Origin of the sequence: Microbacterium sp. Root280D1 (assembly GCF_001428975.1) — a bacterium.
Taxonomy (GTDB): Bacteria; Actinomycetota; Actinomycetes; order Actinomycetales; family Microbacteriaceae; genus Microbacterium.
In genome coordinates this window covers 1,000,795-1,020,083 of record NZ_LMJK01000001.1, presented here as the reverse complement: position 1 = coordinate 1,020,083, position 19,289 = coordinate 1,000,795, and the positions used below count along the sequence as shown (strand labels likewise).

General features: G+C 67.7%; 23 protein-coding genes. 9 read left to right on the top strand and 14 right to left on the bottom strand.

From position 1 onward, the window contains the following. The first annotated feature begins 11 nt into the window (after positions 1-11). Positions 12-188 (top strand): YegP family protein, encoded by a 177-nt coding sequence (locus tag ASE34_RS17510; protein ID WP_072590798.1) that lies wholly within the window; start codon positions 12-14, stop codon positions 186-188. Between the two features lie 84 nt (positions 189-272). Here the strand turns inward: ASE34_RS17510 and ASE34_RS04925 are convergent, their stop codons facing one another. From ASE34_RS04925 to ASE34_RS04915, 3 genes are read right to left on the bottom strand one after another with little or no spacing between them, the layout of a single operon-like run. Further along, positions 273-1,028, bottom strand: coding sequence for an amino acid ABC transporter ATP-binding protein (locus ASE34_RS04925; protein ID WP_053098859.1), 756 nt, complete (start codon positions 1,026-1,028; stop codon positions 273-275). After that, positions 1,025-1,822, bottom strand: a complete 798-nt coding sequence (locus ASE34_RS04920) for an amino acid ABC transporter permease (protein WP_053098858.1) — start codon at positions 1,820-1,822, stop codon at positions 1,025-1,027. Before ASE34_RS04920 ends, ASE34_RS04925 begins: the two co-directional genes overlap by 4 nt. 34 nt (positions 1,823-1,856) lie before the next feature. Continuing rightward, complete coding sequence (locus ASE34_RS04915; protein ID WP_053098857.1) at positions 1,857-2,672, bottom strand: transporter substrate-binding domain-containing protein; 816 nt, start codon at positions 2,670-2,672, stop codon at positions 1,857-1,859. A gap of 239 nt (positions 2,673-2,911) precedes the next feature. On the opposite strand from ASE34_RS04915, the gene ASE34_RS04910 reads away from it, so the two are divergent. From ASE34_RS04910 to ASE34_RS04900, 3 genes are read left to right on the top strand one after another with little or no spacing between them, the layout of a single operon-like run. Continuing rightward, positions 2,912-3,559, top strand: coding sequence for a hypothetical protein (locus tag ASE34_RS04910; RefSeq protein WP_056277108.1), 648 nt, complete (start codon positions 2,912-2,914; stop codon positions 3,557-3,559). Then, entirely contained in the window at positions 3,549-7,478 is a 3,930-nt protein-coding gene (locus tag ASE34_RS04905) for a Pls/PosA family non-ribosomal peptide synthetase (RefSeq protein WP_056277105.1), read from the top strand. Before ASE34_RS04910 ends, ASE34_RS04905 begins: the two co-directional genes overlap by 11 nt. After that, positions 7,475-8,776, top strand: coding sequence for a M1 family metallopeptidase (locus tag ASE34_RS04900; protein WP_056277101.1), 1,302 nt, complete (start codon positions 7,475-7,477; stop codon positions 8,774-8,776). The genes ASE34_RS04905 and ASE34_RS04900 overlap by 4 nt, the downstream gene beginning before the upstream one ends. 12 nt (positions 8,777-8,788) lie before the next feature. Here the strand turns inward: ASE34_RS04900 and ASE34_RS04895 are convergent, their stop codons facing one another. The 7 genes from ASE34_RS04895 to ASE34_RS04870 form a co-directional block, all read right to left on the bottom strand. Further along, a complete protein-coding gene (locus ASE34_RS04895) occupies positions 8,789-9,433 on the bottom strand; it encodes a hypothetical protein (protein ID WP_056277098.1) in 645 nt (214 codons plus the stop codon). Positions 9,434-9,467: 34 nt separating this feature from the next. Further along, complete coding sequence (locus ASE34_RS04890) at positions 9,468-9,767, bottom strand: Dabb family protein (RefSeq protein WP_053098852.1); 300 nt, start codon at positions 9,765-9,767, stop codon at positions 9,468-9,470. Then, positions 9,764-10,054 (bottom strand): glutaredoxin family protein, encoded by a 291-nt coding sequence (locus ASE34_RS04885; protein ID WP_053098851.1) that lies wholly within the window; start codon positions 10,052-10,054, stop codon positions 9,764-9,766. The genes ASE34_RS04890 and ASE34_RS04885 overlap by 4 nt, the downstream gene beginning before the upstream one ends. Beyond that, a complete protein-coding gene (locus tag ASE34_RS04880) occupies positions 10,051-10,353 on the bottom strand; it encodes a rhodanese-like domain-containing protein (protein ID WP_053098850.1) in 303 nt (100 codons plus the stop codon). Before ASE34_RS04880 ends, ASE34_RS04885 begins: the two co-directional genes overlap by 4 nt. A gap of 81 nt (positions 10,354-10,434) precedes the next feature. Continuing rightward, on the bottom strand, positions 10,435-10,533 hold the full coding sequence (locus tag ASE34_RS17505) for a 30S ribosomal protein bS22 (protein WP_003792170.1): 99 nt from the start codon (positions 10,531-10,533) through the stop codon (positions 10,435-10,437). 135 nt (positions 10,534-10,668) lie between these two features. After that, positions 10,669-10,860, bottom strand: a complete 192-nt coding sequence (locus ASE34_RS04875; RefSeq protein WP_053098849.1) for a helix-turn-helix domain-containing protein — start codon at positions 10,858-10,860, stop codon at positions 10,669-10,671. A 324-nt stretch (positions 10,861-11,184) separates the two neighbouring features. Further along, positions 11,185-11,601 (bottom strand): ArsR/SmtB family transcription factor, encoded by a 417-nt coding sequence (locus ASE34_RS04870; RefSeq protein ID WP_056277731.1) that lies wholly within the window; start codon positions 11,599-11,601, stop codon positions 11,185-11,187. A 104-nt stretch (positions 11,602-11,705) separates the two neighbouring features. Between ASE34_RS04870 and ASE34_RS04865 the strand changes: the two genes are divergently transcribed. Beyond that, the gene (locus ASE34_RS04865; RefSeq protein WP_053098848.1) at positions 11,706-13,136 is read left to right on the top strand and encodes a TrkH family potassium uptake protein; all 1,431 of its coding nucleotides are present in this window, start codon (positions 11,706-11,708) and stop codon (positions 13,134-13,136) included. Then, positions 13,129-13,800, top strand: a complete 672-nt coding sequence (locus ASE34_RS04860) for a potassium channel family protein (RefSeq protein WP_047520565.1) — start codon at positions 13,129-13,131, stop codon at positions 13,798-13,800. Before ASE34_RS04865 ends, ASE34_RS04860 begins: the two co-directional genes overlap by 8 nt. A gap of 21 nt (positions 13,801-13,821) precedes the next feature. On the opposite strand, the gene ASE34_RS04855 is transcribed toward ASE34_RS04860, so the two are convergent. Both ASE34_RS04855 and proC read right to left on the bottom strand, forming a co-directional pair. Next, positions 13,822-14,109, bottom strand: a complete 288-nt coding sequence (locus tag ASE34_RS04855; RefSeq protein WP_053098847.1) for a DUF1905 domain-containing protein — start codon at positions 14,107-14,109, stop codon at positions 13,822-13,824. 1 nt (position 14,110) lies between these two features. Continuing rightward, positions 14,111-14,950 carry a pyrroline-5-carboxylate reductase gene (proC, locus tag ASE34_RS04850; protein WP_056277093.1) on the bottom strand — a complete coding sequence of 280 codons (840 nt, stop codon included), beginning with the start codon at positions 14,948-14,950 and terminating at the stop codon, positions 14,111-14,113. Between the two features lie 60 nt (positions 14,951-15,010). Here proC and ASE34_RS04845 point away from each other — a divergent pair, with 60 nt between their 5' ends. After that, the gene (locus ASE34_RS04845; RefSeq protein ID WP_056277090.1) at positions 15,011-15,982 is read left to right on the top strand and encodes a cation diffusion facilitator family transporter; all 972 of its coding nucleotides are present in this window, start codon (positions 15,011-15,013) and stop codon (positions 15,980-15,982) included. Between the two features lie 23 nt (positions 15,983-16,005). On the opposite strand, the gene tadA is transcribed toward ASE34_RS04845, so the two are convergent. Then, positions 16,006-16,461 (bottom strand): tRNA adenosine(34) deaminase TadA, encoded by a 456-nt coding sequence (gene tadA / locus ASE34_RS04840; RefSeq protein ID WP_056277087.1) that lies wholly within the window; start codon positions 16,459-16,461, stop codon positions 16,006-16,008. Positions 16,462-16,542: 81 nt separating this feature from the next. On the opposite strand from tadA, the gene upp reads away from it, so the two are divergent. Then, positions 16,543-17,175, top strand: a complete 633-nt coding sequence (upp, locus tag ASE34_RS04835; protein ID WP_042538962.1) for a uracil phosphoribosyltransferase — start codon at positions 16,543-16,545, stop codon at positions 17,173-17,175. On the opposite strand, the gene ASE34_RS04830 is transcribed toward upp, so the two are convergent. Continuing rightward, complete coding sequence (locus ASE34_RS04830; protein ID WP_056277084.1) at positions 17,160-18,140, bottom strand: LysR family transcriptional regulator; 981 nt, start codon at positions 18,138-18,140, stop codon at positions 17,160-17,162. The genes upp and ASE34_RS04830 overlap by 16 nt on opposite strands. 122 nt (positions 18,141-18,262) lie before the next feature. Here ASE34_RS04830 and ASE34_RS04825 point away from each other — a divergent pair, with 122 nt between their 5' ends. Continuing rightward, the gene (locus ASE34_RS04825) at positions 18,263-19,270 is read left to right on the top strand and encodes a putative oxygenase MesX (protein ID WP_056277081.1); all 1,008 of its coding nucleotides are present in this window, start codon (positions 18,263-18,265) and stop codon (positions 19,268-19,270) included. Positions 19,271-19,289: the final 19 nt, after the last annotated feature.

The window sequence follows — 19,289 nt, the reverse complement described above, 5'->3', positions numbered from 1 at the left end:
AAGGACACCTCATGGCAGGCACGTTCGAGCTGTACACCGACAAGTCCGGCGAGTACCGGTTCCGCCTCAAGTCCGGCAACGGCGAAGTGATCGCGATCAGCGAGGGCTACTCGTCGAAATCGTCCGCGCTGAACGGCATCGACTCCGTGCGCCGCAATGCCGCGGATGCCGAGGTCGTGGAGGCCTGACCTCGCACAGCACTCTCCGCACACGAGACCCCCTCGCGCTGACTCAGCGGGAGGGGGTCTCGTCGTGACAGGTGAGACGCGAACTCAGAGGACGCGAGCCAGGAAGTCCTGCGTACGCGGATGCTGCGGGTTCGCGAGCACCTCGCGCGGGTCGCCCTCTTCGACGATGTAGCCGCCGTCCATGAAGATCAGACGTGATCCGACCTCGCGGGCGAAGCCCATCTCGTGCGTGACGACGAGCATCGTCATGCCCTCGTCCGCGAGCGAGCGCATGACCTGCAGCACCTCGCCGACGAGCTCGGGGTCGAGCGCCGACGTCGGCTCGTCGAACAGCATCATGTCCGGGTTCATGCACAGCGCCCGCGCGATCGCGACACGCTGCTGCTGACCGCCCGACAGGTGTCCGGGAAAGGCGTCCGCCTTCTCGGCGAGCCCGACGCGTCCGAGCATCTCCTTCGCGACCCGCTCAGCCTCAGCCTTGGACCGCTTCTTCACGCGCTGCTGCGCGATCATGAGATTGCCCATCACATCGAGGTGGGGGAAGAGGTTGAAGCTCTGGAACACCATGCCGATGCGGGTGCGCACCCGGTCGATGTCGACATCGGGATCAGTGATGTCGATCCCCTCGATGAGCACCTTGCCGCCGGTCGGCTCCTCGAGCAGGTTGACCGAGCGCAGCAGCGTCGACTTGCCCGAGCCCGACGGGCCGATGATGCAGACGACCTCTCCGGCGGTGACGGTGAGGTCGATGCCCTTGAGCACCTCGTTGTCGCCGAAGCTCTTCACGAGCCCCTGCAGGTCGATCGCGGGGGCGTGGACGTCAATCAGATCGGTGATCATCGCTGCCTCGACATCCTTCGTTCCAGGTACGCGCTGAAGCGCGTGAGGGGGATCGTGACGATCAGGTAGAGGGCCGCCGCCATGATGAGCGGCGTTCCGTTCGCGTTCTGCGTGCTCGCGTCACGCGCGAAGTTCGTCAGCTCCTTCGACCAGATGAAGGAACCTGCCACGAAGAGCAGCGACGTGTCCTTCAGCAGCAGGACGAACTCGTTGGTCAGCGGCGGGATGATGATGCGGAACCCCTGCGGGACCACGATCCAGAACGTCGTCTTCATGGGCGACATGCCGAGCGAACGTGCTGCCTCGGTCTGCCCCTTCGGAACGGCCTGGATGCCGGCGCGGATCGTCTCGGCCATGTACGCCGATGCGACCAGGATCAGACCGATCAGGCCGAGCACGACCGGTCCGCCGAGCTTCGTGCCCGGCACGCCGAGTCCGATCGGCAGGATGAACGCGATGGCGAAGATCGTGAGGATCGCGGGAAGCCCGCGGAAGAGCTCGATCCACGCCGTCGCGATCCATCGGAAGGGTCCGATGGACGACAGCTTCAGCAGCGCGAGCACGACGCCGAGCAGCAGACCGCCGGCGAACGCGACGGCCGTGAACCACAGAGTGTTCACGAGCGCCGTGGTGATGATGCCCGGAAGCATCTTCGCCGCGACCTCCGGGTTGAAATACAGCTGCGCGATGCGGGCCCAGTCGGTGCTGACGATCAGCCAGACGGCGACCGCGATCAGCACCGCATAGACGGTGTACCGATACAGCTTGCTTTTCGTGGTGCGCCTCAACGCCATTGTCAAGGTCTCCCTGTCCTACGTCGCTCGCCGATTACTTCGCGGTGAAGTAGGTGTCGTAGATCGTCTGGTAGTCGCCGCTGTCGCGGAGATCCTGCAGCGCGCCGTCGATCGCCTCGCGCAGAGCGTCCTTCTCGCCCTTCGCGTATGCGAAGCCGTACGACTCGCCGGTCTCGTACTCCTCGACGATCTTGTACGCGCTGTCGGCCTTCTCGTGCTCGAGGTTCACCGGCTGGTCCTGAAGGATCGCGTCGATCTGTCCGGCCTGCATCGCGGGCCACAGCTCTCCGTCGGAGGGGTACTGGACGAGTTCTGCGCCCTCGGCGTTCTCGGTCGCGTAGGCCTCTCCGGTGGTGCCCTGCTGCACGCCGACGTTCTTGCCCGAGAGGTCGTCGATCGACTCGATGCCCGAGTCGGTGCGCACGAGCAGCGACTGCAGCGACTCGTAGTACGGCTCGGAGAAGTCGATGTTCGCCTTGCGCTCGTCGGTGATCGTCATGGCCGAGGCGCCGACGTCGCACTGTCCGGCGGCGAGCGTGGTGCCCGACTGCAGCGCGTCGAATCCGACGTCCTGCACCGAGAGCTTCAGGTCGAGCTCCTTCGCGATCGCGTCGAGCAGGTCGATGTCGAAGCCGGTGTAACCCGTGCCGTTGTCGCCGCCCTCGAACTCGAACGGTGCGTAAGGGATGTCGGAGCAGACCGTCAGGGTTCCCGCCTCGATGAGGTCGTACTCGTCGCCGGCCGCAGGCTCACCCGATCCCGCGTCACTGCCGCCGGTCGCGCATCCGGCGAGGGCGAGGGTGGCGGTCGCGGCGAGCGCGATCCCGGCGATGATGTTGCGACGCTGCATGTCAGCTCCTGAAGGACGAGGGTGTGGTTCCCCACGGACGGGTAGGAGAACATCTAAACATGCACCACCGGGCCGAACCCGCCGTCGGCCGCCTTCTGCGGATCACATTTGTGTTGCAAGTGTGACCGAATATGACGGGCGTGTTACGCACGATGCGGCACCGATTGTTCACCTTGCCTGAGTATCCTCTGTGCCGACACCCCGAGCCGACACGCTCCGGACTCAGAGGAGACCCGATCATGGCAAAGAAGACCTCAGCACAGCGCACCGCCGAAGCCGCTCTCGACGCGGCGAAGGATGCGGCGAAGGACGCGAAGAAGCTGATCAAGTCCCTGCCCAAGAAGGACGCCAAGAAGCTGAAGCCTCTCGTCGAGGACGCGAAGGACGCGGCGAAAGTCTCGAAGAAGAAGGTCGCGGACCGGCCCAAGAAGGTCGCGAAGTCGGCGACCGCGGCGACCGCGCGCCTCACCCAGGCCACCGCACGTCTGGAGGCCGAGAAGAAGGCGTCGGACAGGAAGTCCGCCGCGAAGAAGGATCAGAAGAAGGCCCCCAAGAAGTCCGCCGTCGAGCCGACGCCGGATGCGAAGCAGCCGGCCCCGAAGAAGGCCCCCCAGAAGGCCGTGGCGAAGAAGGCCGTGGCCAAGAAGGCCGTGGTCGCGGCTCCGACCGTCGAGCCGACGGTCACGATCACGACCCCGACGTCGGCACCCGCACTGGCACCAGCACCAGCACCGGCACCGGCACCGGTACCAACAGAGACCTCTGCAGCGGCACCGGAGCTCAGCGCGCTGACCCTGGTCCAGCTGCGCGCCCGCGCCCGCGCCGAGGGCCGCACCGGATACTCGCGCCTGACGAAGGCCGCTCTGCTCGACCTCCTTGCGCGCTGACGTGCAGGAGGCGCTCGACCGGGGCGCCGACGCGCCTCCTCCCCGCACGCTGATCGACATCCTTCAGGAGACGACCCGGCGATATCCCGACGCCTCGGCCATCGAGGACGCGGACGGGGCGCTCAGCTACGCCGAGTTGCTCGCGCACGTCTGGCGTACGGCGGCCCTGCTGCACGAGAGAGGCGTGCGCCGCGGCGACCGCGTCGGCATCCGCATGTCGTCCGGACACCGCGAGCTGTACATCGCGATCCTCGGCACCATCGCGGCGGGCGCCGCCTATGTCCCCGTCGATGCCGACGACCCGCAGGAGCGTGCCGATCTCGTGTTCCACGAGGCCCGCATCGCGGGCACGATCACCGACGCCGGCTACATGCCGGCCGGAGCGACCGAGGCGGTCGATCTCCTCGGCGGCGAGTCACCTCATCCGCGCACCTCCGCGATCCCGATCGTCGCGCCGCCGACGGTCGACGACGATGCCTGGATCATCTTCACCTCCGGGTCGACCGGCGTGCCCAAGGGCGTCGCGGTCTCGCACCGTTCGGCCGCGGCCTTCGTCGACGCCGAGGCACGTCTGTTCCTCCAGGCCGCACCGCTGAGTCCCGGTGATCGCGTGCTCGCAGGCCTCTCGGTCGCCTTCGACGCGTCCTGTGAGGAGATGTGGCTCGCGTGGGGCCACGGCGCCTGCCTGGTGCCCGCACCGCGAGCTCTCGTGCGCTCGGGCGAAGACCTGGGGCCCTGGCTGCTCGGCCACGGCATCACCGTCGTCTCGACGGTGCCGACGCTCGCCGCCCTCTGGCCGCAGGACGCGATCGAGAACGTGCGCCTGCTGATCTTCGGCGGGGAGGCCTGCCCGCCCGAGCTCGTCGCCCGATTGGCATCGGACGGACGTGAGGTGTGGAACACCTACGGCCCGACCGAGGCCACGGTCGTGGCCTGCGCCTCGCTGATGGACGGTACGGGTCCCGTGCGCATCGGCCTCCCGCTCGACGGGTGGTCACTCGCCGTGGTCGATGCTGACGGACAGCGCGTCGCCGAGGGCGAGACCGGCGAGCTGATCATCGGCGGAGTCGGTCTCGCCCGGTACCTCGACCCTGCGAAGGATGCCGAGAAGTACGCGCCCATGCCCGCTCTCGGCTGGGACCGGGCCTACCGCTCCGGCGACGTCGTGCGGGTCGAGTCCGAGGGACTGATCTTCCAGGGTCGCGCCGATGACCAGGTCAAGATCGGCGGCCGCCGCATCGAGCTCGGCGAGGTAGAGGCGGCGCTGCAGGCGCTGAGCTCCGTCTCGGCGGCGACCGTGGTGGTGCAGAAGACCGAGACGGGCATGCCGATCCTCGTCGGCTATGTCGTGCCCGACGAGGGGTTCGACCGGCAGGTGGCGCGTGGTGAGCTCTCGGAGACGCTTCCCGCTCCGCTGATCCCCCTGCTCGCCATCGTCGACGACCTGCCCGTCCGCACGTCCGGGAAGGTCGACAAGGCGGCTCTCCCCTGGCCGCTCGATTCCGGCGACGCGAACGACTCGTCCCTGTCCGGCACGGCGGCGTGGCTCGCCGAGCAGTGGTTCGCCGTGCTCGGCGTGCGCCCGGGCGACGAGGACGCCGACTTCTTCCAGCTCGGCGGCGGGTCGCTCGCGGCCGCCCAGCTGGTCTCCCGCCTGCGCAGCCGGGCGCCGGAGTTCACGATGACCGACGTCTACGATCTGCCGCGGCTGCGCCAGATGTCGGATGCCGTCGACGATGAGGCCGATGACGAGGACGCCGAGGAACGCGTCTTCAGCCAGCCCGTCCCGACCCCCCGACGGATGCAGTGGGTGCAGACGATCGCGGGTCTCCCGCTGTTCGTGTTCACCGGCATCCGCTGGCTGCTGTACCTGCTCGCCGCGAGCTGGCTCCTGCGGCTGGCCCCCGGATTCGAATTCCTGCCCGCTGTTCCGGTGTGGACGATCATCGTCGGCCTGCTGATCTTCGTCACCCCGGTGGGGAAGATGACGATCGCCGCCGTCGCCGCGCGTCTGCTGCTCGCCGGACTCCGCCCTGGCGACTATCCGCGCGGCGGCGGAGTGCATCTGCGTCTGTGGCTCGCGGAGCAGATCGCCCAGCAGGTCGACCCGGTCGGCCTGGCCGGTGCTCCCTGGGTCGTCTACTACGCACGAGCTCTCGGCGCCCGCATCCACAGAGATGTCGATCTGCACACCGTCCCGCCGATCACGGGCATGCTCGACATCGGCTCCGGAGCCTCCATCGAGCCCGAGGTCGACCTCACCGGCTATTGGATCGATGGCGACACCGTGCGCATCGGCGGCATCCGCATCGGCGCGGGAGCGACCATCGGCGCCCGCAGCACCCTCGCCCCCGGCACGAAGATCGGTCGCGGCGCCGAGATCGCACCCGGCTCGGCCGTGTTCGGTCGGGTCCGCGCCGGGCAGCGCTGGGCAGGATCGCCGGCGGCACGCGTCGGCGGAGTGTCGCGGCCGTTCGCGGAGGGCCGCCCACCCAGCCGCACCCGGTGGTTGTGGGCCTACGCCGTCTCCTCCGCCGCGCTCGGCGTCCTCCCTGTCCTCTCGCTCGCCGCCGGCGCCTGGGTGCTCGCGCTGGGCATGCGCGGGTCCGACTCCCTGATAGCGGCCGTCCCGAGCATCCTGGCGCTGCTGGTTCCTGCAGTGCTGCTCGCCGGATTCGTGTTCGCCGGTCTCGTGCTCGTCTTCGTGCGTGTGCTCGGAGCCGGTCTCGGCGAAGGCGTGTACCCGGTGCGCTCGCGCATCGCCTGGCAGGCGTGGACGACCGAGCGTCTGCTCGATTCCGCCCGTACCTTCCTCTTCCCGCTGTACTCGAGCAGTGCCACTCCCTTCTGGCTCAGGGCCCTCGGGGCCGAGGTCGGGCGCGACGTCGAGGCGTCGACCGTGCTGCTCATCCCGAAGCTCACGACCATCGCCGACGGAGCGTTCCTCGCCGACGACACCATGGTCGCGACCTACGAGCTGCAGGGCGGATGGATGCGGCTGGGCACCGCGCGCATCGGCAAGCGCGCGTTCCTCGGCAACTCCGGCATGGCCGCCGGTGGGCACAACGTGCCTCGCGACGGCCTCGTCGCCGTCCTGTCCGTCGCTCCACCCAAGGCCAAGGCGGGCTCATCGTGGCTGGGCTCGCCCGCCGCGCGACTGCGCCGTGTGGTGAACGACTCCGATCTCGAGCGCACGTATCGCCCGCGCCCGGGACTCCGCCTCGCGCGGGCTCTGTGGGAGCTGTGCCGCATCATCCCGGTGTTCGTGACCTGCGCGATCGGAGTGAGTGTGATGCTCACGCTCGCCGCGGTGGTCGAGGCCTGGGGACTCGCATGGGCTGTGCTGCTCTCGAGCGCCGTGATGCTCGCCGCAGGCGCCTTCGCCGCTCTGATCACCACCGCCGCCAAGTGGCTGATCGTGGGGCCGATCCGTGCCGGCGAGCATCCGCTCTGGTCGAGCTTCGTGTGGCGCACGGAGGTGTCGGACACCTTCACGGAGATGGTGGCCGCACCCTGGTTCGCCAACGCCGCATCAGGCACTCCTGCACTCGCCATCTGGCTGCGCACCCTCGGCGCGAAGATCGGCCGAGGCGTCTGGACCGACAGCTACTGGCTGCCCGAGCCCGACCTGGTCACCCTCGGGGACGGTGCGACCGTGAACCGCGGATGTGTGGTTCAGACGCATCTGTTCCATGATCGAGTGATGAGCATCGACGCAGTGACCCTCGAGAGCGGTGCGACCCTCGGTCCGCACAGCGTGATCCTGCCCGCGGCCACGATCGGATCGGATGCCACGGTCGGGCCCGCCTCACTCGTGATGCGGGGCGAGTTCGTGCCGATCGGCAGTCGATGGAGCGGCAACCCCATCGGACCGTGGCGTGCCGTCAAAGTGCGCTCCTACCAGGCCTCGAACGCATGACCGTCGACCCCTACACCCCGCACAGCGGCGATCGGCGCTACGGGGTGCTGCACTACGACCTGGCCATCGACTATCGCGTGACCACGAACCGCATCGCGGGCACGGCGACGATCCGACTGCAGATGCAGGAATCGGCGAAGCACGTCTCGTTCGACCTCGTCGGGCTCAAAGTCACGAAGGTGCGGGTGGTCGGTGATCGCGCCGCCTCGTTCAGACAGGACGACCGGCGACTCAAAGTGGTCTTCGGGGGCGAGCGGGCGAGCGGTCAGGAGCTCACGGTCGCGGTCGAGTACTCCGGTTCTCCGTCGCCCCGGCGCACTCGATGGGGACTCCTCGGGTGGGAAGAACTCGAAGACGGCGTGCTCGTCGCGTCGCAGCCGACCGGCGCGCCGACCTGGTTCCCCTGCAACGACCTGCCCTCGGACAAGGCGACGTATCGGTTGGAGTTCACGGCCGATCCCGAGTACACCGTGGTCAGCGGCGGCGCAGCCACGCGATCGACGCAGCGCGGTCGCACCCGATGGATCTTCGAGCAGCCGGTGCCGACCGCGACATACCTGATGACCGTGCAGATCGGCCAGTACGACGATGACAGGGTCGCTCTCGGTACGACTCCCGGGCGTCTGTTCCACCCGCGGGCTCTCGCGGGTCGCGTGCGCTCCGACTTCGCCCCGCTGCCGCACATGATGGAGACGTTCGTCGAAGCCTTCGGCACGTATCCCTACGAGTCCTACAAAGTCGTCATCACACCCGACGATCTCGAGATCCCCCTCGAAGCGCAGGGCATGGCGATCTTCGGTGCGAATCACGTGGACGGAGCCGGGGGCAGCGAGCGCCTGATCGCGCATGAGCTCGCGCACCAGTGGTTCGGCAACAGCGTCGGCGTCGCCCGCTGGCGGGACATCTGGCTGAACGAGGGATTCGCCTGCTACGCCGAGTGGCTGTGGTCGGAAGCGTCCGGCGCGTCGACCGCCCACGAGAACGCTCTGGCCCATCACGCCGCCCTCCGCGGCCTCGCCCAGGATCTGCTGCTCTCGGATCCCGGTCCGAACGACATGTTCGACGATCGCGTCTACAAGCGCGGCGCCCTCACCCTGCATGCCCTGCGACTCACGATCGGCGATGAGCGGTTCTTCGCTCTGACGCGGGAGTGGACCGCGCGGTTCGCGCGACTCGCTGTCACCAGCGACGACTTCCTCGGCCTCGTCGGCGAGGTGGCCGACGACCGGGCGCGCACCCTGGTGCGGACCTGGATCGACGAATTCCCGCTGCCCGCGCTTCCTGCATCCCGGTCCTGAGACCGAGCGGGATCACCCCCGAGCGACGCTCAGCACGTACCCCGGTGGGCCGACCAGCGTCGTGACGTCGATCGTGGCGGCACGACCCGGAAGCGCTGCCGACCACACGCAGGGATCCGTGTTCGCGCGCGGTCGGAGGAGCACCTCTGACGGCTCTGTCTCGAATCCGCGACCATCCGCCTTGACCGCCGCCTCGATGCGCGTCCACCCCGCGAGATCCGGGGCTGCGCCGTCAGGGAACATCGTTCGCAGCTCGTCGACACGGCCGGCCGCAGATGCCTGCTCGACATCGACGCCGAGCGACGCCGCGGTCCCCACCGCTGCCGGAGCCACTGCGACGACGACGAGACCCTCCGCATGACTCACGCTGAGCAAGACGCCGTCGGCGCGCGGCCGACCATGGTCCGCCCCGCACCTGGCACAGCGGCTCGAGATGACCACGTCGTGCGTTCCGGTGATCCTGCGTACGAGGGCGCGCATCAGTGCCCTGCCGGCGAGGAACGCCTGGGCACGGCTGCCGCTCAGCTCGCGGAGGCGTTCCCGCTGACCCATCGCTGCGGCATCGGCTTCAGTGACACCGTGCGGCTGCGAGGGCGATGCCCAGGCGATCGTGATGTCACGCCAGGTGGTCTCGCCTGCGATTCCCCCTGCGCTCATCACACCGAGAACCGCCGATCAGAGGTTCAGAGGTTCAGAGTTCGAAGTCGACGGCCACACGGGAGGCGACGACCGAGCGCACATACGCCACGACCTCTTCGTGCGCCGGGTGCACCTGGTACTCCTCGAGAGCAGCGATCGAATCGACGTCCGCGACGAGGGTGACGTCCCAGTTCGCGTCGGGATAGGCGACGTTCGCGCCCGCGGTGATCGAGCGCAGCTGCGGCACGACGCCGTCGAGAGCGTTCAGACGACGGGCGACCTCGGCGGCCTGCTCGGCGCGTGTCGCCGCATCGTCGGCTGCGAGCTTCCAGGTGACGACGTGACGGATCATCGGGCTTCCTTCTCGAGTGCGTCCTGCTGCACGGCTGATTCGAGCGCGTCGCGCAGTCGGTCGGCGGACAGACGCCAGTGCGCGTGCAGGTCGCCGTCGATCAGGACGACGGGGATCTTCTCCCACCACAGCTCGTAGAGCACAGGATCGTCGGCGATCGAGGCCTCCACGATCTCGATGCGCTCGGCTGCCGCGTCAGGCAGGTCGGCGACGACGGCGTCGATGATCTCGGACGCGACATCGCAGAGATGGCAGTCCGGCTTGCCGATGAGGGTCAGCGTGGTCACGCCGACGGCACCTCGATATCGCGGCCCTGCGCGATCCACTCGCCCGTTCCGCCCTCGACGTTGGTGGCGTCGTATCCGCGGGACTCGAGCGCTTCGACGACGCGCGCCGACCGCCCACCCGCTTGGCAGATGACGTCGAACGACTCTGCGGGCAGCTCTTCGAGCCGGTTGCCGATCTCGGACATCGGGATGTTGACTGCCCCGGGTACGTGACCGGCGGCGAACTCATCCACCTCTCGGACATCGATGAGCGGGGTGTTCGACCGCTCGGCGAGTTCGGTGACGGTGATCGACTTCATGGCATGCTCCTGCGACGAGTGGGAAACCGGGGGCAGAGACACAAAGCGCCCGTCCGGAGACAGGCGCTCGTGTCTGGTCGCTTACTTCTTGTTGCGACGCTGGTGGCGAGTCTTACGAAGCAGCTTGCGGTGCTTCTTCTTCGCCATGCGCTTGCGGCGCTTCTTGATGACAGAACCCACGGAAACCTCACTAAGTCAGTGGCTGGGTGTCGTCGGTGACGGACACCCGGGTACGGGCACGGAAAAATGCCTCGGATCAGTCTAGCAAACCGTGGAGCTTCCGCTGCACGCGCTCACGAGACGACGCCGAGGACGTCAGCCGACGTCGGCTATCGGTCGCTGCAGGGCTTCGGCGACCGCGGATTCCGGAACACGGAAACTGCGACCGAAGCGGATGGCTGGCAGCTCCCCAGCGTGCACCATCCGATAGACCGTCATCTTCGACACACGCATGAGTTCGGCGACCTCGGCCACCGTAAGGAACCGGACATCTGGAACCTCGGGCATCCCACGTACCCCTTTCTGGATTGTGTGCACACTCTATGGGCAAGGTGGGACACGTGTAAACCCATGTGGCCTGTGTGATCAGTGTGCATCCCCGACGGTCGCGAAGGCGCGCACGGGAAGGTCCCGAATCCGCGCATGGCCCGCGGAACGGGCGAGGTCACAGCGGAGACATAGGACGTATGCCGGAACCGCTCAGACTGCCCTGCGAGGCTGACCACGCGACTCACGATGGCACCATCCGAGTCACGCGGGCTGGGGCCCGCGGCCTCGCCCCTGACGACACGCCCCCCGATCGTCAGGGGCGATGTGTGTCTCCGGCCGCGATCAGCCGCCGAGGCGCTTGAGAGCCGTCGCGACCACGTGCTTGGCCGATGCCGCGGCACGGCCGACGACCTCGGCCGCGTGTGCGGCTCCGTCGGGCAGCGGCAGTCCGGGGTAGTCGATGTCGGGTGCGTCGTCGCCGTAGGCATCCATGAGGAAGGGCACGAGCCAGTCGTCGACGGCCTCGAGCGGCTCGACGGCCAAGCTGTAGAAACGACGCTGCCCGTCTTCGCGGACGCTGACCAGCTCGGCCTCGCGCAGGACCTTCAGATGCTTCGAGACGGTCGGCTGGCTGATGCCGAGGTCGGCGACGATCTGGCTCACGCTCGTTCCGGCATCCCCTTCGGCGGTGCGTCGCAGGAGAAGCTGGAGAATGTCTCGCCTCGTACCGTCTGCGATCACGTCGAAGATGTCCGTCATGTGATCAGGGTAGTCGTCCCCGGCACGGAGTACCATGACGAAGGCTCGGCGATCAGCGCCGTGCATCCGCGTACGTCGGAGCAGGAAGATCGAAGGGGGACGCGATGTCGGGCATCGTTTCGGCGTCGTCGCCTCGACAGCGTCTCCAGAACGCCGCCTCCTGGGGCAAGCACATCATCACGTCGTCGCCCTCGCGCTTCGCGATCGTCATCTTCGCGCTGCTCATCCTGGTCTTCACGGTGCTGCTCTCGCTGCCGATCGCCTCGGCCTCGCGCACGGTCACGCCGTTGGCCGATGCACTGTTCACCGCGGTCTCCACCATCTGCGTCACGGGACTCGCGACCGTCGACATGGCGACGTACTGGTCGCCCTTCGGTCACGTGCTGATCTTCATCGGCGTCAACATCGGCGCGCTCGGCGTTCTCACCCTCGCCTCGTTGATGGGCATGCTCATCTCCAAGAGACTGGGACTCCGCGCCAAGCTCCTCGCCGCGGGAGACACCAACCCCCTTCGCGCGCACGGTGGCGTGGTGAACGAGAGCCAGACCGTCCGGCTGGGCGAAGTCGGTCAGCTCCTGACGACCGTGGCCGTCTCCGCGCTGATCATCGAGGGCGTGCTCGCGGTCCTCCTCTACCCCGCACTCGTGATGGCCGGGGTCGAGCCGATCGCAGCGCTCTGGGAGGCCCCCTATTTCGCCGCGATGGCCTTCACCAACACCGGCTTCGCGCCGAATGCCGGCGGAGTCGCCGTGTTCGCCGACGACTATCTGGTCCTCACGCTGCTGATGGCAGGCGTGTTCCTCGGCAGCATCGGCTTTCCGGTGATCTACACCCTGGCCAAGCACGTGTGGCACGTGAAGAAGTGGTCGCTGCACACCAAGCTCACCCTGGTCACCACGGTGCTGCTCTTCGTGCTCGGCGCCGCCGTATTCCTGATCCTCGAGTACGCGAACCCGAAGACGTTCGGGTCGATGGATGCCGCGGACACGACCTTCCAGGCGTTCTTCCTGTCCGCGATGACGAGGTCGGGCGGCTTCAACGTGATCGAGATGGACGATCTGAACGGCTCATCCCTCCTCGCCGCGAGCATGCTGATGTTCGTCGGCGGCGGCTCGGCCTCCACCGCAGGCGGAATCAAGGTGACGACCCTGGCGGTGCTCGCGATCGCGGTGTGGTCCGAGGCCAAGGGCCGTCAGTCCGTCGAGGCGTTCGGCCGTCGCATCCCCAGCGACGTGCAGCGCGTCGCGTTGAGCGTCGTCGCCTGGGGAGCCACGATCGTGGCACTCTCGACGATCATCATCGCCCAGATCACCAAGGCGGACATCAGCCACGTCCTCTTCGACGTCATCTCGGCTTTCGCCACCGTCGGACTCTCGACCGGCCTCACCGCCGATCTCCCCGACGCCGGTTCGTACGTCCTCGCGACCACCATCTTCATGGGGCGCGTTGGTACAGTGACTCTCGCCGCGGCCGTCGCCGCGACATCGCGAACGCAGTACTACTCACTGCCCGTGGAAAGGCCGATCGTTGGTTGAAGTCCTCCGGGGCGACGCTCCCGTCCTCGTCATCGGTCTCGGCCGGTTCGGTGCCGCCTGCGCAGGCGAACTCGATCGTCTCGACCGCGAGGTCCTGGCGATCGACGACAACCTCGAGCTCGTGCAGAAATGGTCGGACCGCGTCACGCACACGGTGCAGGCCGACGCCAAGAACATCGACGCCCTGCGGCAGATCGGCGCGCAGGACTTCCAGGTCGCCGTCGTCGCCGTCGGCTCGTCGATCGAGGCGTCGGTGCTGATCACCGCGAACCTCGTCGACCTCAAGGTGCCGCAGATCTGGGCCAAGGCGGTCTCGCAGTCGCACGGCAAGATCCTCGCCCGCGTCGGCGCCAACCACGTCATCTACCCCGAGCGAGAAGCCGGTGAGCGCGTCGCGCACCTCGTCTCCGGCCGGATGCTCGACTTCATCCGCTTCGACGACGACTTCGTGCTGGCCAAGATGTACCCGCCGAAGTTCATCCGCGGCGTGGGTCTGAACGAGTCCGGCGTGCGCAGCAAGTACAAGGTCACGGTCGTGGGAGTGAAGAGCCCGGGCAAGCCGTTCCGCTACGCCGAGGCGAACACGATCGTGACCAACCACGATCTGATCATCGTCTCGGGCACCAACAGCGACATCGAGCGCTTCGCCGCCCTCGACCGCTGACCGGCATCCGCGCGACGGACGTCAGGCGTCGATGTCGAGCGCGATCTCGACGAGGTCGTCGACGCCGACGCCCTCACGGTCTTGCAGTGCCTTCTTGATCGGCACGATGTAGCCGCCGTCCTTGGGCCAGAGGGCGGTGGTCACGGTCGTGTCGCCGATCGTGACGGATGCGGGGATCATCCCCCATCCGTAGGTGACGACGCTCGCGACCTCACCGATCATCTCGCTCTCCGCCGGCGGCACGGTGACGAAATGGAACGGCGCGGGACCGCGCCAGAACCAGATCTCCCCGGAGAACCGCAGCTGCATGTCAGGCTCCGGCCGCGAGTTCCTTCGCGCGGGCGAGCGCGGCGGCGGCAGCATCCGCGAAGGTGCGATCGAGGTGCGCGTCCTGCAGCACCGCCACGGCCTTCTCGGTGGTGCCCTTGGGGCTCGTGACCCTGCGGCGGAGCTCGGACGGCTCCTCACCCGACGCATCGAGCAGCGCAGTGGCGCCGATGAAGGTCTGCTCCACCATGACCCGCGCGTCGCTCTCGCTGAAGCCCATTCCGACGGCTGCCTTCGTCAGCTCCTCGATGAGCAGGTAGACGTAGGCGGGGCCGGAACCCGAGATCGTCGAGAGGGCGTCGATCTGCGATTCGGGAACCTCGACGACCGCGCCCACGGTGGCGAAGAGGCGGTGCACGAGGGCGAGATCGTCGTCGGATGCCGCTGCCCCCGCGGCCAGACCGGTGACTCCCTTGCCAACTGTCGAGGGCGTGTTCGGCATCGATCGGATGACCCGCACGTCGGCGCCGAGGTTGTCGGCGAAGGTCTGGAGCGTGACGCCCGCGGCGAGGCTCACGACGATCGCGTCGTCGGCCAGATGCGGGGCGATCTCGCGCAGCAGATCGGGGACCATCGCGGGCTTCACCCCGACGAGGACGATGCGAGCCTTCGCGACCGCATCCGCGTTGCCGTCGGTGGTCTCGGACAGGGCGATGCTCCTGACCCCGTCGAGGTCGGCGAGGGCCGCCGCCTTCTCGGGCGTGCGGTTCGTCGCGGTGATTCCTCCGTCGACCTGGATGCCGGATGCGGCCACCCCTCGGAGGATCGCGCCGCCCATCGATCCGGCACCGAGGAACGCGAGAGCGGGAAGCGAGTCAGCCATGTCGCCATCCTACGGCGGGCGCACCGGGCGACCACCGACGAGCCGATCTAGACTCGACGCATGAGTGCATCCGGCGGCGGCAAGGCCATTCTCGCGGCGTTCCTGGCGAACCTGGGCATAGCCCTGGCGAAGTTCCTCGCGTGGGCGCTGTCGGGATCCGCATCGATGCTCGCCGAGGCGATCCACTCGGTCGCCGACTCGGGCAACCAGCTGCTGCTCATGCTGGGCGGACGCAAGGCGAAGCGCGAGGCGGACAGGGCGCACCCCTTCGGCTACGGGCGGGAACGGTACGTCTACGCGTTCGTGGTGTCGATCATCCTGTTCTCCGTCGGAGGTCTGTTCGCGATCTACGAGGCGATCGACAAGCTCACGCACCCGCATGAACTCGACAAGACGTGGTGGTGGCTGCCGATCGTCGTGCTGGTGGTCGCGATCGGCCTCGAGTCGTTCTCGCTGCGCACCGCCGTCAGAGAGAGCAATCTCGTCCGTGACACGGGCCAGTCCTGGGTGTCGTTCGTGCGCCGCGCGAAGGCGCCGGAGCTCCCCGTCGTGCTCCTCGAGGACGTCGGGGCACTCACCGGTCTCACGTTCGCACTGCTCGGCGTCGGGCTCACCGTGATCACCGGAAACCCGCTGTTCGACGCACTCGGCACATTGATGATCGGCATCCTGCTCGTGCTCATCGCGATCGTGCTCGGCGTCGAGACGAAGAGCCTCCTCGTGGGCGAGGGCGCCACGCAGGCCGATAACGATCGCATCGTCGACGCGATCAACGCGGGCGACGAGATCGAGAAGATCATCCACATGAAGACCCTCTACCTGGGCCCGGACGAGCTCATGGTCGCGGCGAAGATCGCACTCAACGCGAACAAGCCGCTGCGCGAGGCAGCTGTCGACATCGATGCGATCGAGGCCCGCATCCGCGAGGCTCTTCCGATCGCACGCGTGATCTACATCGAGCCCGACGTGTACCGGCCGTCGCTCGACCCCGAGCCGTCGACCGACGTCTTCGTGCTCAAGTCCTCCGACTGATCGCGCGCGGGGTGCCGTAGCCGTCAGCGCCGCTGCTCGAAGAAGCTCCGCAGCAGGGCCGTGGCGGCATCCGCTTCGACCCCGCCGACGACCTCGGCGCGGTACGGCAGCCGACGGTCGCGCAGCACGTCGTACATGGAGCCGGCGGCCCCCGCCTTGTCATCCCACGCGCCGAAGACGACGCGGCCGATCCGCGCCTGCAGGATCGCCCCCGCGCACATGATGCAGGGCTCGAGGGTCACGACGAGGGTGTGGCCGTCGAGATTCCACGAGCCGACGGACGCCGCGGCCGACCGCAGCGCCGCGATCTCGGCGTGCCCCGTGGGGTCGTGGGTCGCCTCACGATGATTGCGTCCTTCGGCGATGATCCGGCCCTCTGCGTCGAGCACCACCGCGCCGACCGGGATCTCCGAGGCCGCCGATGCCTCGGCCGCGAGCTCGAGCGCGCGTCGCATCGCACGGGCGTCGGAGGCGGTCATGCGTCGAGCCTACGACAGCCGCTCGGGCAGCCGGCGGCATCCGATGTCGTACCGGAGCCCCCGGCGCATTAGCCTGTATCCATGCGTGTCCACGTCGCCGACCACCCTCTCGTCACTCACAAGCTCTCGGTGCTGCGCGACCATCGCACCCCGTCGCCCGTCTTCCGGCAGCTGACCGAAGAGCTCGTGACGCTTCTCGCGTATGAGGCGACCCGCAACGTGAAGGTCAGTCCGGTCGAGATCACCACTCCCGTGACGACGACGATGGGCGTGAAGATCTCGGAGCCCCGTCCGATCGTCGTGCCGATCCTGCGCGCCGGCCTCGGCATGCTCGAGGGCCTGGTGAAGCTGCTGCCGACGGCAGAGGTCGGGTTCCTGGGCATGGTCCGCGACGAGGAGACCTTCGAGCCGACCACCTACGCCGAGCGCCTTCCCGACGACCTGAGCGATCGTCAGTGCTTCGCGATCGATCCGATGCTCGCGACCGGCGGCTCGCTGGCTGCCGCCATCCAGTTCCTCTTCGACCGCGGGGCCAAGGACGTCACAGCGATCTGCCTGCTCGGCACTCCCGAAGGCCTCGCCGCCATCGAGGCGCTCGTCGGAGACCGCGACGTGACGATCGTGCTCGGGGCCCTGGATGAGCGCCTCAACGAGAAGGGCTACATCGTGCCCGGACTCGGCGACGCCGGCGATCGGCTCTACGGCACCGTCTGACGGATCTCCGGCTCGCGCGGTTCGTCCTCGAGAAGGGGCACGCCGAAGCTCGCCACCACGTCTCGCACCTCGCCGAGGTACTGCTGAGCCTGTTCGGTGAGCGGTATGGCCGTGCGTCCGATCCAGCCGATCTCGATGCGCTCGTCGACGTCGAGGGGCACGGCGACGATCTCGGGATCGAGATCGTCGCTGATGATGCCGGTCGAGATCGTGTATCCGTCGAGACCGATCATCAGGTTGAAGATCGTCGCTCGATCGGAGACCCGGATCTCCCGCGCACTCGAGAGGGTCGAGAGGATCTCCTCCGCGAAGTAGAACGAGTTGTTCGCGCCCTGGTCGAAGGTGAGACGCGGAAGGCCGACGAGATCGTCGAGGGTCGCACGGTCTCGCGACGCGAGTGCGTTCCGCCGTGAGACGAAGATGTGCGGCTCGGCGATGAAGAGCGGATGGAATGCGAGACCCGAGTCCCGCAGGAGCTTGTCGATCACGTTGCGGTTGAAGTCGTTGCGGAAGAGGATGCCGAGTTCGCTGCGGAGCGTCCGCACATCCTCGATGATGTCCCACGTGCGGGTCTCGCGGAGCGAGAACTCGTATTCGGCGGCGCTCGAGCGCTTGACCATCCGCACGAATGCGTCGACGGCGAAGGAGTAATGCTGGGTGGAGACCCCGAGGAGGCGGCGCGACGGTGGCCGCCCGAGGTAGCGCTGCTCGAGAAGCTCGGCCTGCTCGACGATCTGTCTGGCATACCCGAGGAACTCCGTGCCGTCGCTCGTGAGCGTCACCCCTCGCGCCGACCGGGTGAGCAGATCGCGTCCGACTCGGCTCTCGAGGTCTTTCATCGCCGCGGACATCGTGGGCTGCGCGACATAGAGCACGTCGGCCGCCGCGGTGATGGACCCCTCCGCAGCGACCTCGATGAAGTACTGGAGCTGTTGCAGTGTGATCCCGCTCGATCGCCTAGGCATAGGAGAAGGCTATATCACCGCATAGCGGAGCCGAATTACCCGATAGCTCCGGCATCGCTGCACTATGAGATCACCGCTTTCGCGAGGCCCGATGGGCCTCCCCTCTTCCGGATTGGCCCCTCATGGCGAACGAGATCACGTTCAGCATCACGACCACTCGCTTCGACGAGGACTATGCCCCGTCCGACAGCTCGCGCATCACCACGAACTTCGCCAACCTCGCGCGCGGCGAGCGCCGCCAGCAGAACCTCCGCAACGCCCTGGAGATGATCGACCGTCGCTTCAACGACCTCGCGGGCGGCGACGAGCGCTACACGGTCGAGCTCGACATCGTCTCGGTGCAGTTGCGATTCGCCGATGGCAACGACGAGGAGTTCCCGGTGCTCGAGGTGCTCGACGTCCACATCGTCGACCGGCTGACCGGCGAACGCCACCATGGGATCGTGGGAAACAACTTCTCCTCCTACCTCCGCGACTACGACTTCAGCGTCGTCCTGCCTGCGGCGAGCGCGGCCGCCGGCGGATTCTCCACTCCCGACGACTTCGGCGTGCTGCACGGCAAGCTCTTCCAGCATTTCCTCGAGTCCGAGGCGTACCAGGAGCGCTTCTCGACCCTGCCGGTGATCTGCATCAGCGTCTCGACCAGCAGGACCTATCACCGCAACGGCAACCACCACCCCGTGCTCGGCGCCGAGTACGTGCAGGACTCCTTCTCGCTCACCGACGAGTACTTCGGGAAGATGGGGCTGCAGGTCCGCTACTTCATGCCACGCGGCAGCGTCGCCCCCCTCGCCTTCTACTTCCGCGGCGACCTCCTGAGCGACTACTCCGATCTGCAGCTCATCGGCACGATCAGCACCATGGAGACCTTCCAGAAGATCTACCGGCCTGAGATCTACAATGCGAATGCGCCGGCCGAGAGCGTCTACCGTCCGAGCCTCGCCCACGACGACTATCAGCAGACGGAGATCACGTACGACCGCGAGGAGCGCAGCCAGCTCGCCGTCGTGCAGGGACGCTACGCCGATGAGCACTTCGTCACGCCGCACCGGACGGTGCTGGACCGGTGGGCTGCCGGGTATCCCGCTCCGTCCTCCCCCGCGTCCGCCTCCCCCGTTGCGGTCCGATGACCGGCCGCGGATCGTCGAC

Bases quoted from the DNA above. Each gene is read 5' to 3' on its own strand.
- ASE34_RS04895 (WP_056277098.1), bottom strand. From the start codon at position 9,433: ATGAGCGCAGGGGGAATCGCAGGCGAGACCACCTGGCGTGACATCACG.
- ASE34_RS04865 (WP_053098848.1), top strand. From the start codon at position 11,706: ATGTCGGGCATCGTTTCGGCGTCGTCGCCTCGACAGCGTCTCCAGAAC.
- ASE34_RS04825 (WP_056277081.1), top strand. From the start codon at position 18,263: ATGGCGAACGAGATCACGTTCAGCATCACGACCACTCGCTTCGACGAG.
- ASE34_RS04910 (WP_056277108.1), top strand. From the start codon at position 2,912: ATGGCAAAGAAGACCTCAGCACAGCGCACCGCCGAAGCCGCTCTCGAC.
- tadA (WP_056277087.1), bottom strand. From the start codon at position 16,461: ATGACCGCCTCCGACGCCCGTGCGATGCGACGCGCGCTCGAGCTCGCG.
- ASE34_RS04830 (WP_056277084.1), bottom strand. From the start codon at position 18,140: ATGCCTAGGCGATCGAGCGGGATCACACTGCAACAGCTCCAGTACTTC.
- ASE34_RS04915 (WP_053098857.1), bottom strand. From the start codon at position 2,672: ATGCAGCGTCGCAACATCATCGCCGGGATCGCGCTCGCCGCGACCGCC.
- ASE34_RS04855 (WP_053098847.1), bottom strand. From the start codon at position 14,109: ATGCAGCTGCGGTTCTCCGGGGAGATCTGGTTCTGGCGCGGTCCCGCG.
- ASE34_RS04870 (WP_056277731.1), bottom strand. From the start codon at position 11,601: ATGACGGACATCTTCGACGTGATCGCAGACGGTACGAGGCGAGACATT.
- ASE34_RS04880 (WP_053098850.1), bottom strand. From the start codon at position 10,353: ATGAAGTCGATCACCGTCACCGAACTCGCCGAGCGGTCGAACACCCCG.
- proC (WP_056277093.1), bottom strand. From the start codon at position 14,950: ATGGCTGACTCGCTTCCCGCTCTCGCGTTCCTCGGTGCCGGATCGATG.
- ASE34_RS04845 (WP_056277090.1), top strand. From the start codon at position 15,011: ATGAGTGCATCCGGCGGCGGCAAGGCCATTCTCGCGGCGTTCCTGGCG.
- ASE34_RS04875 (WP_053098849.1), bottom strand. From the start codon at position 10,860: ATGCCCGAGGTTCCAGATGTCCGGTTCCTTACGGTGGCCGAGGTCGCC.
- ASE34_RS04900 (WP_056277101.1), top strand. From the start codon at position 7,475: ATGACCGTCGACCCCTACACCCCGCACAGCGGCGATCGGCGCTACGGG.
- ASE34_RS04925 (WP_053098859.1), bottom strand. From the start codon at position 1,028: ATGATCACCGATCTGATTGACGTCCACGCCCCCGCGATCGACCTGCAG.
- ASE34_RS04920 (WP_053098858.1), bottom strand. From the start codon at position 1,822: ATGGCGTTGAGGCGCACCACGAAAAGCAAGCTGTATCGGTACACCGTC.
- upp (WP_042538962.1), top strand. From the start codon at position 16,543: ATGCGTGTCCACGTCGCCGACCACCCTCTCGTCACTCACAAGCTCTCG.
- ASE34_RS17510 (WP_072590798.1), top strand. From the start codon at position 12: ATGGCAGGCACGTTCGAGCTGTACACCGACAAGTCCGGCGAGTACCGG.
- ASE34_RS04890 (WP_053098852.1), bottom strand. From the start codon at position 9,767: ATGATCCGTCACGTCGTCACCTGGAAGCTCGCAGCCGACGATGCGGCG.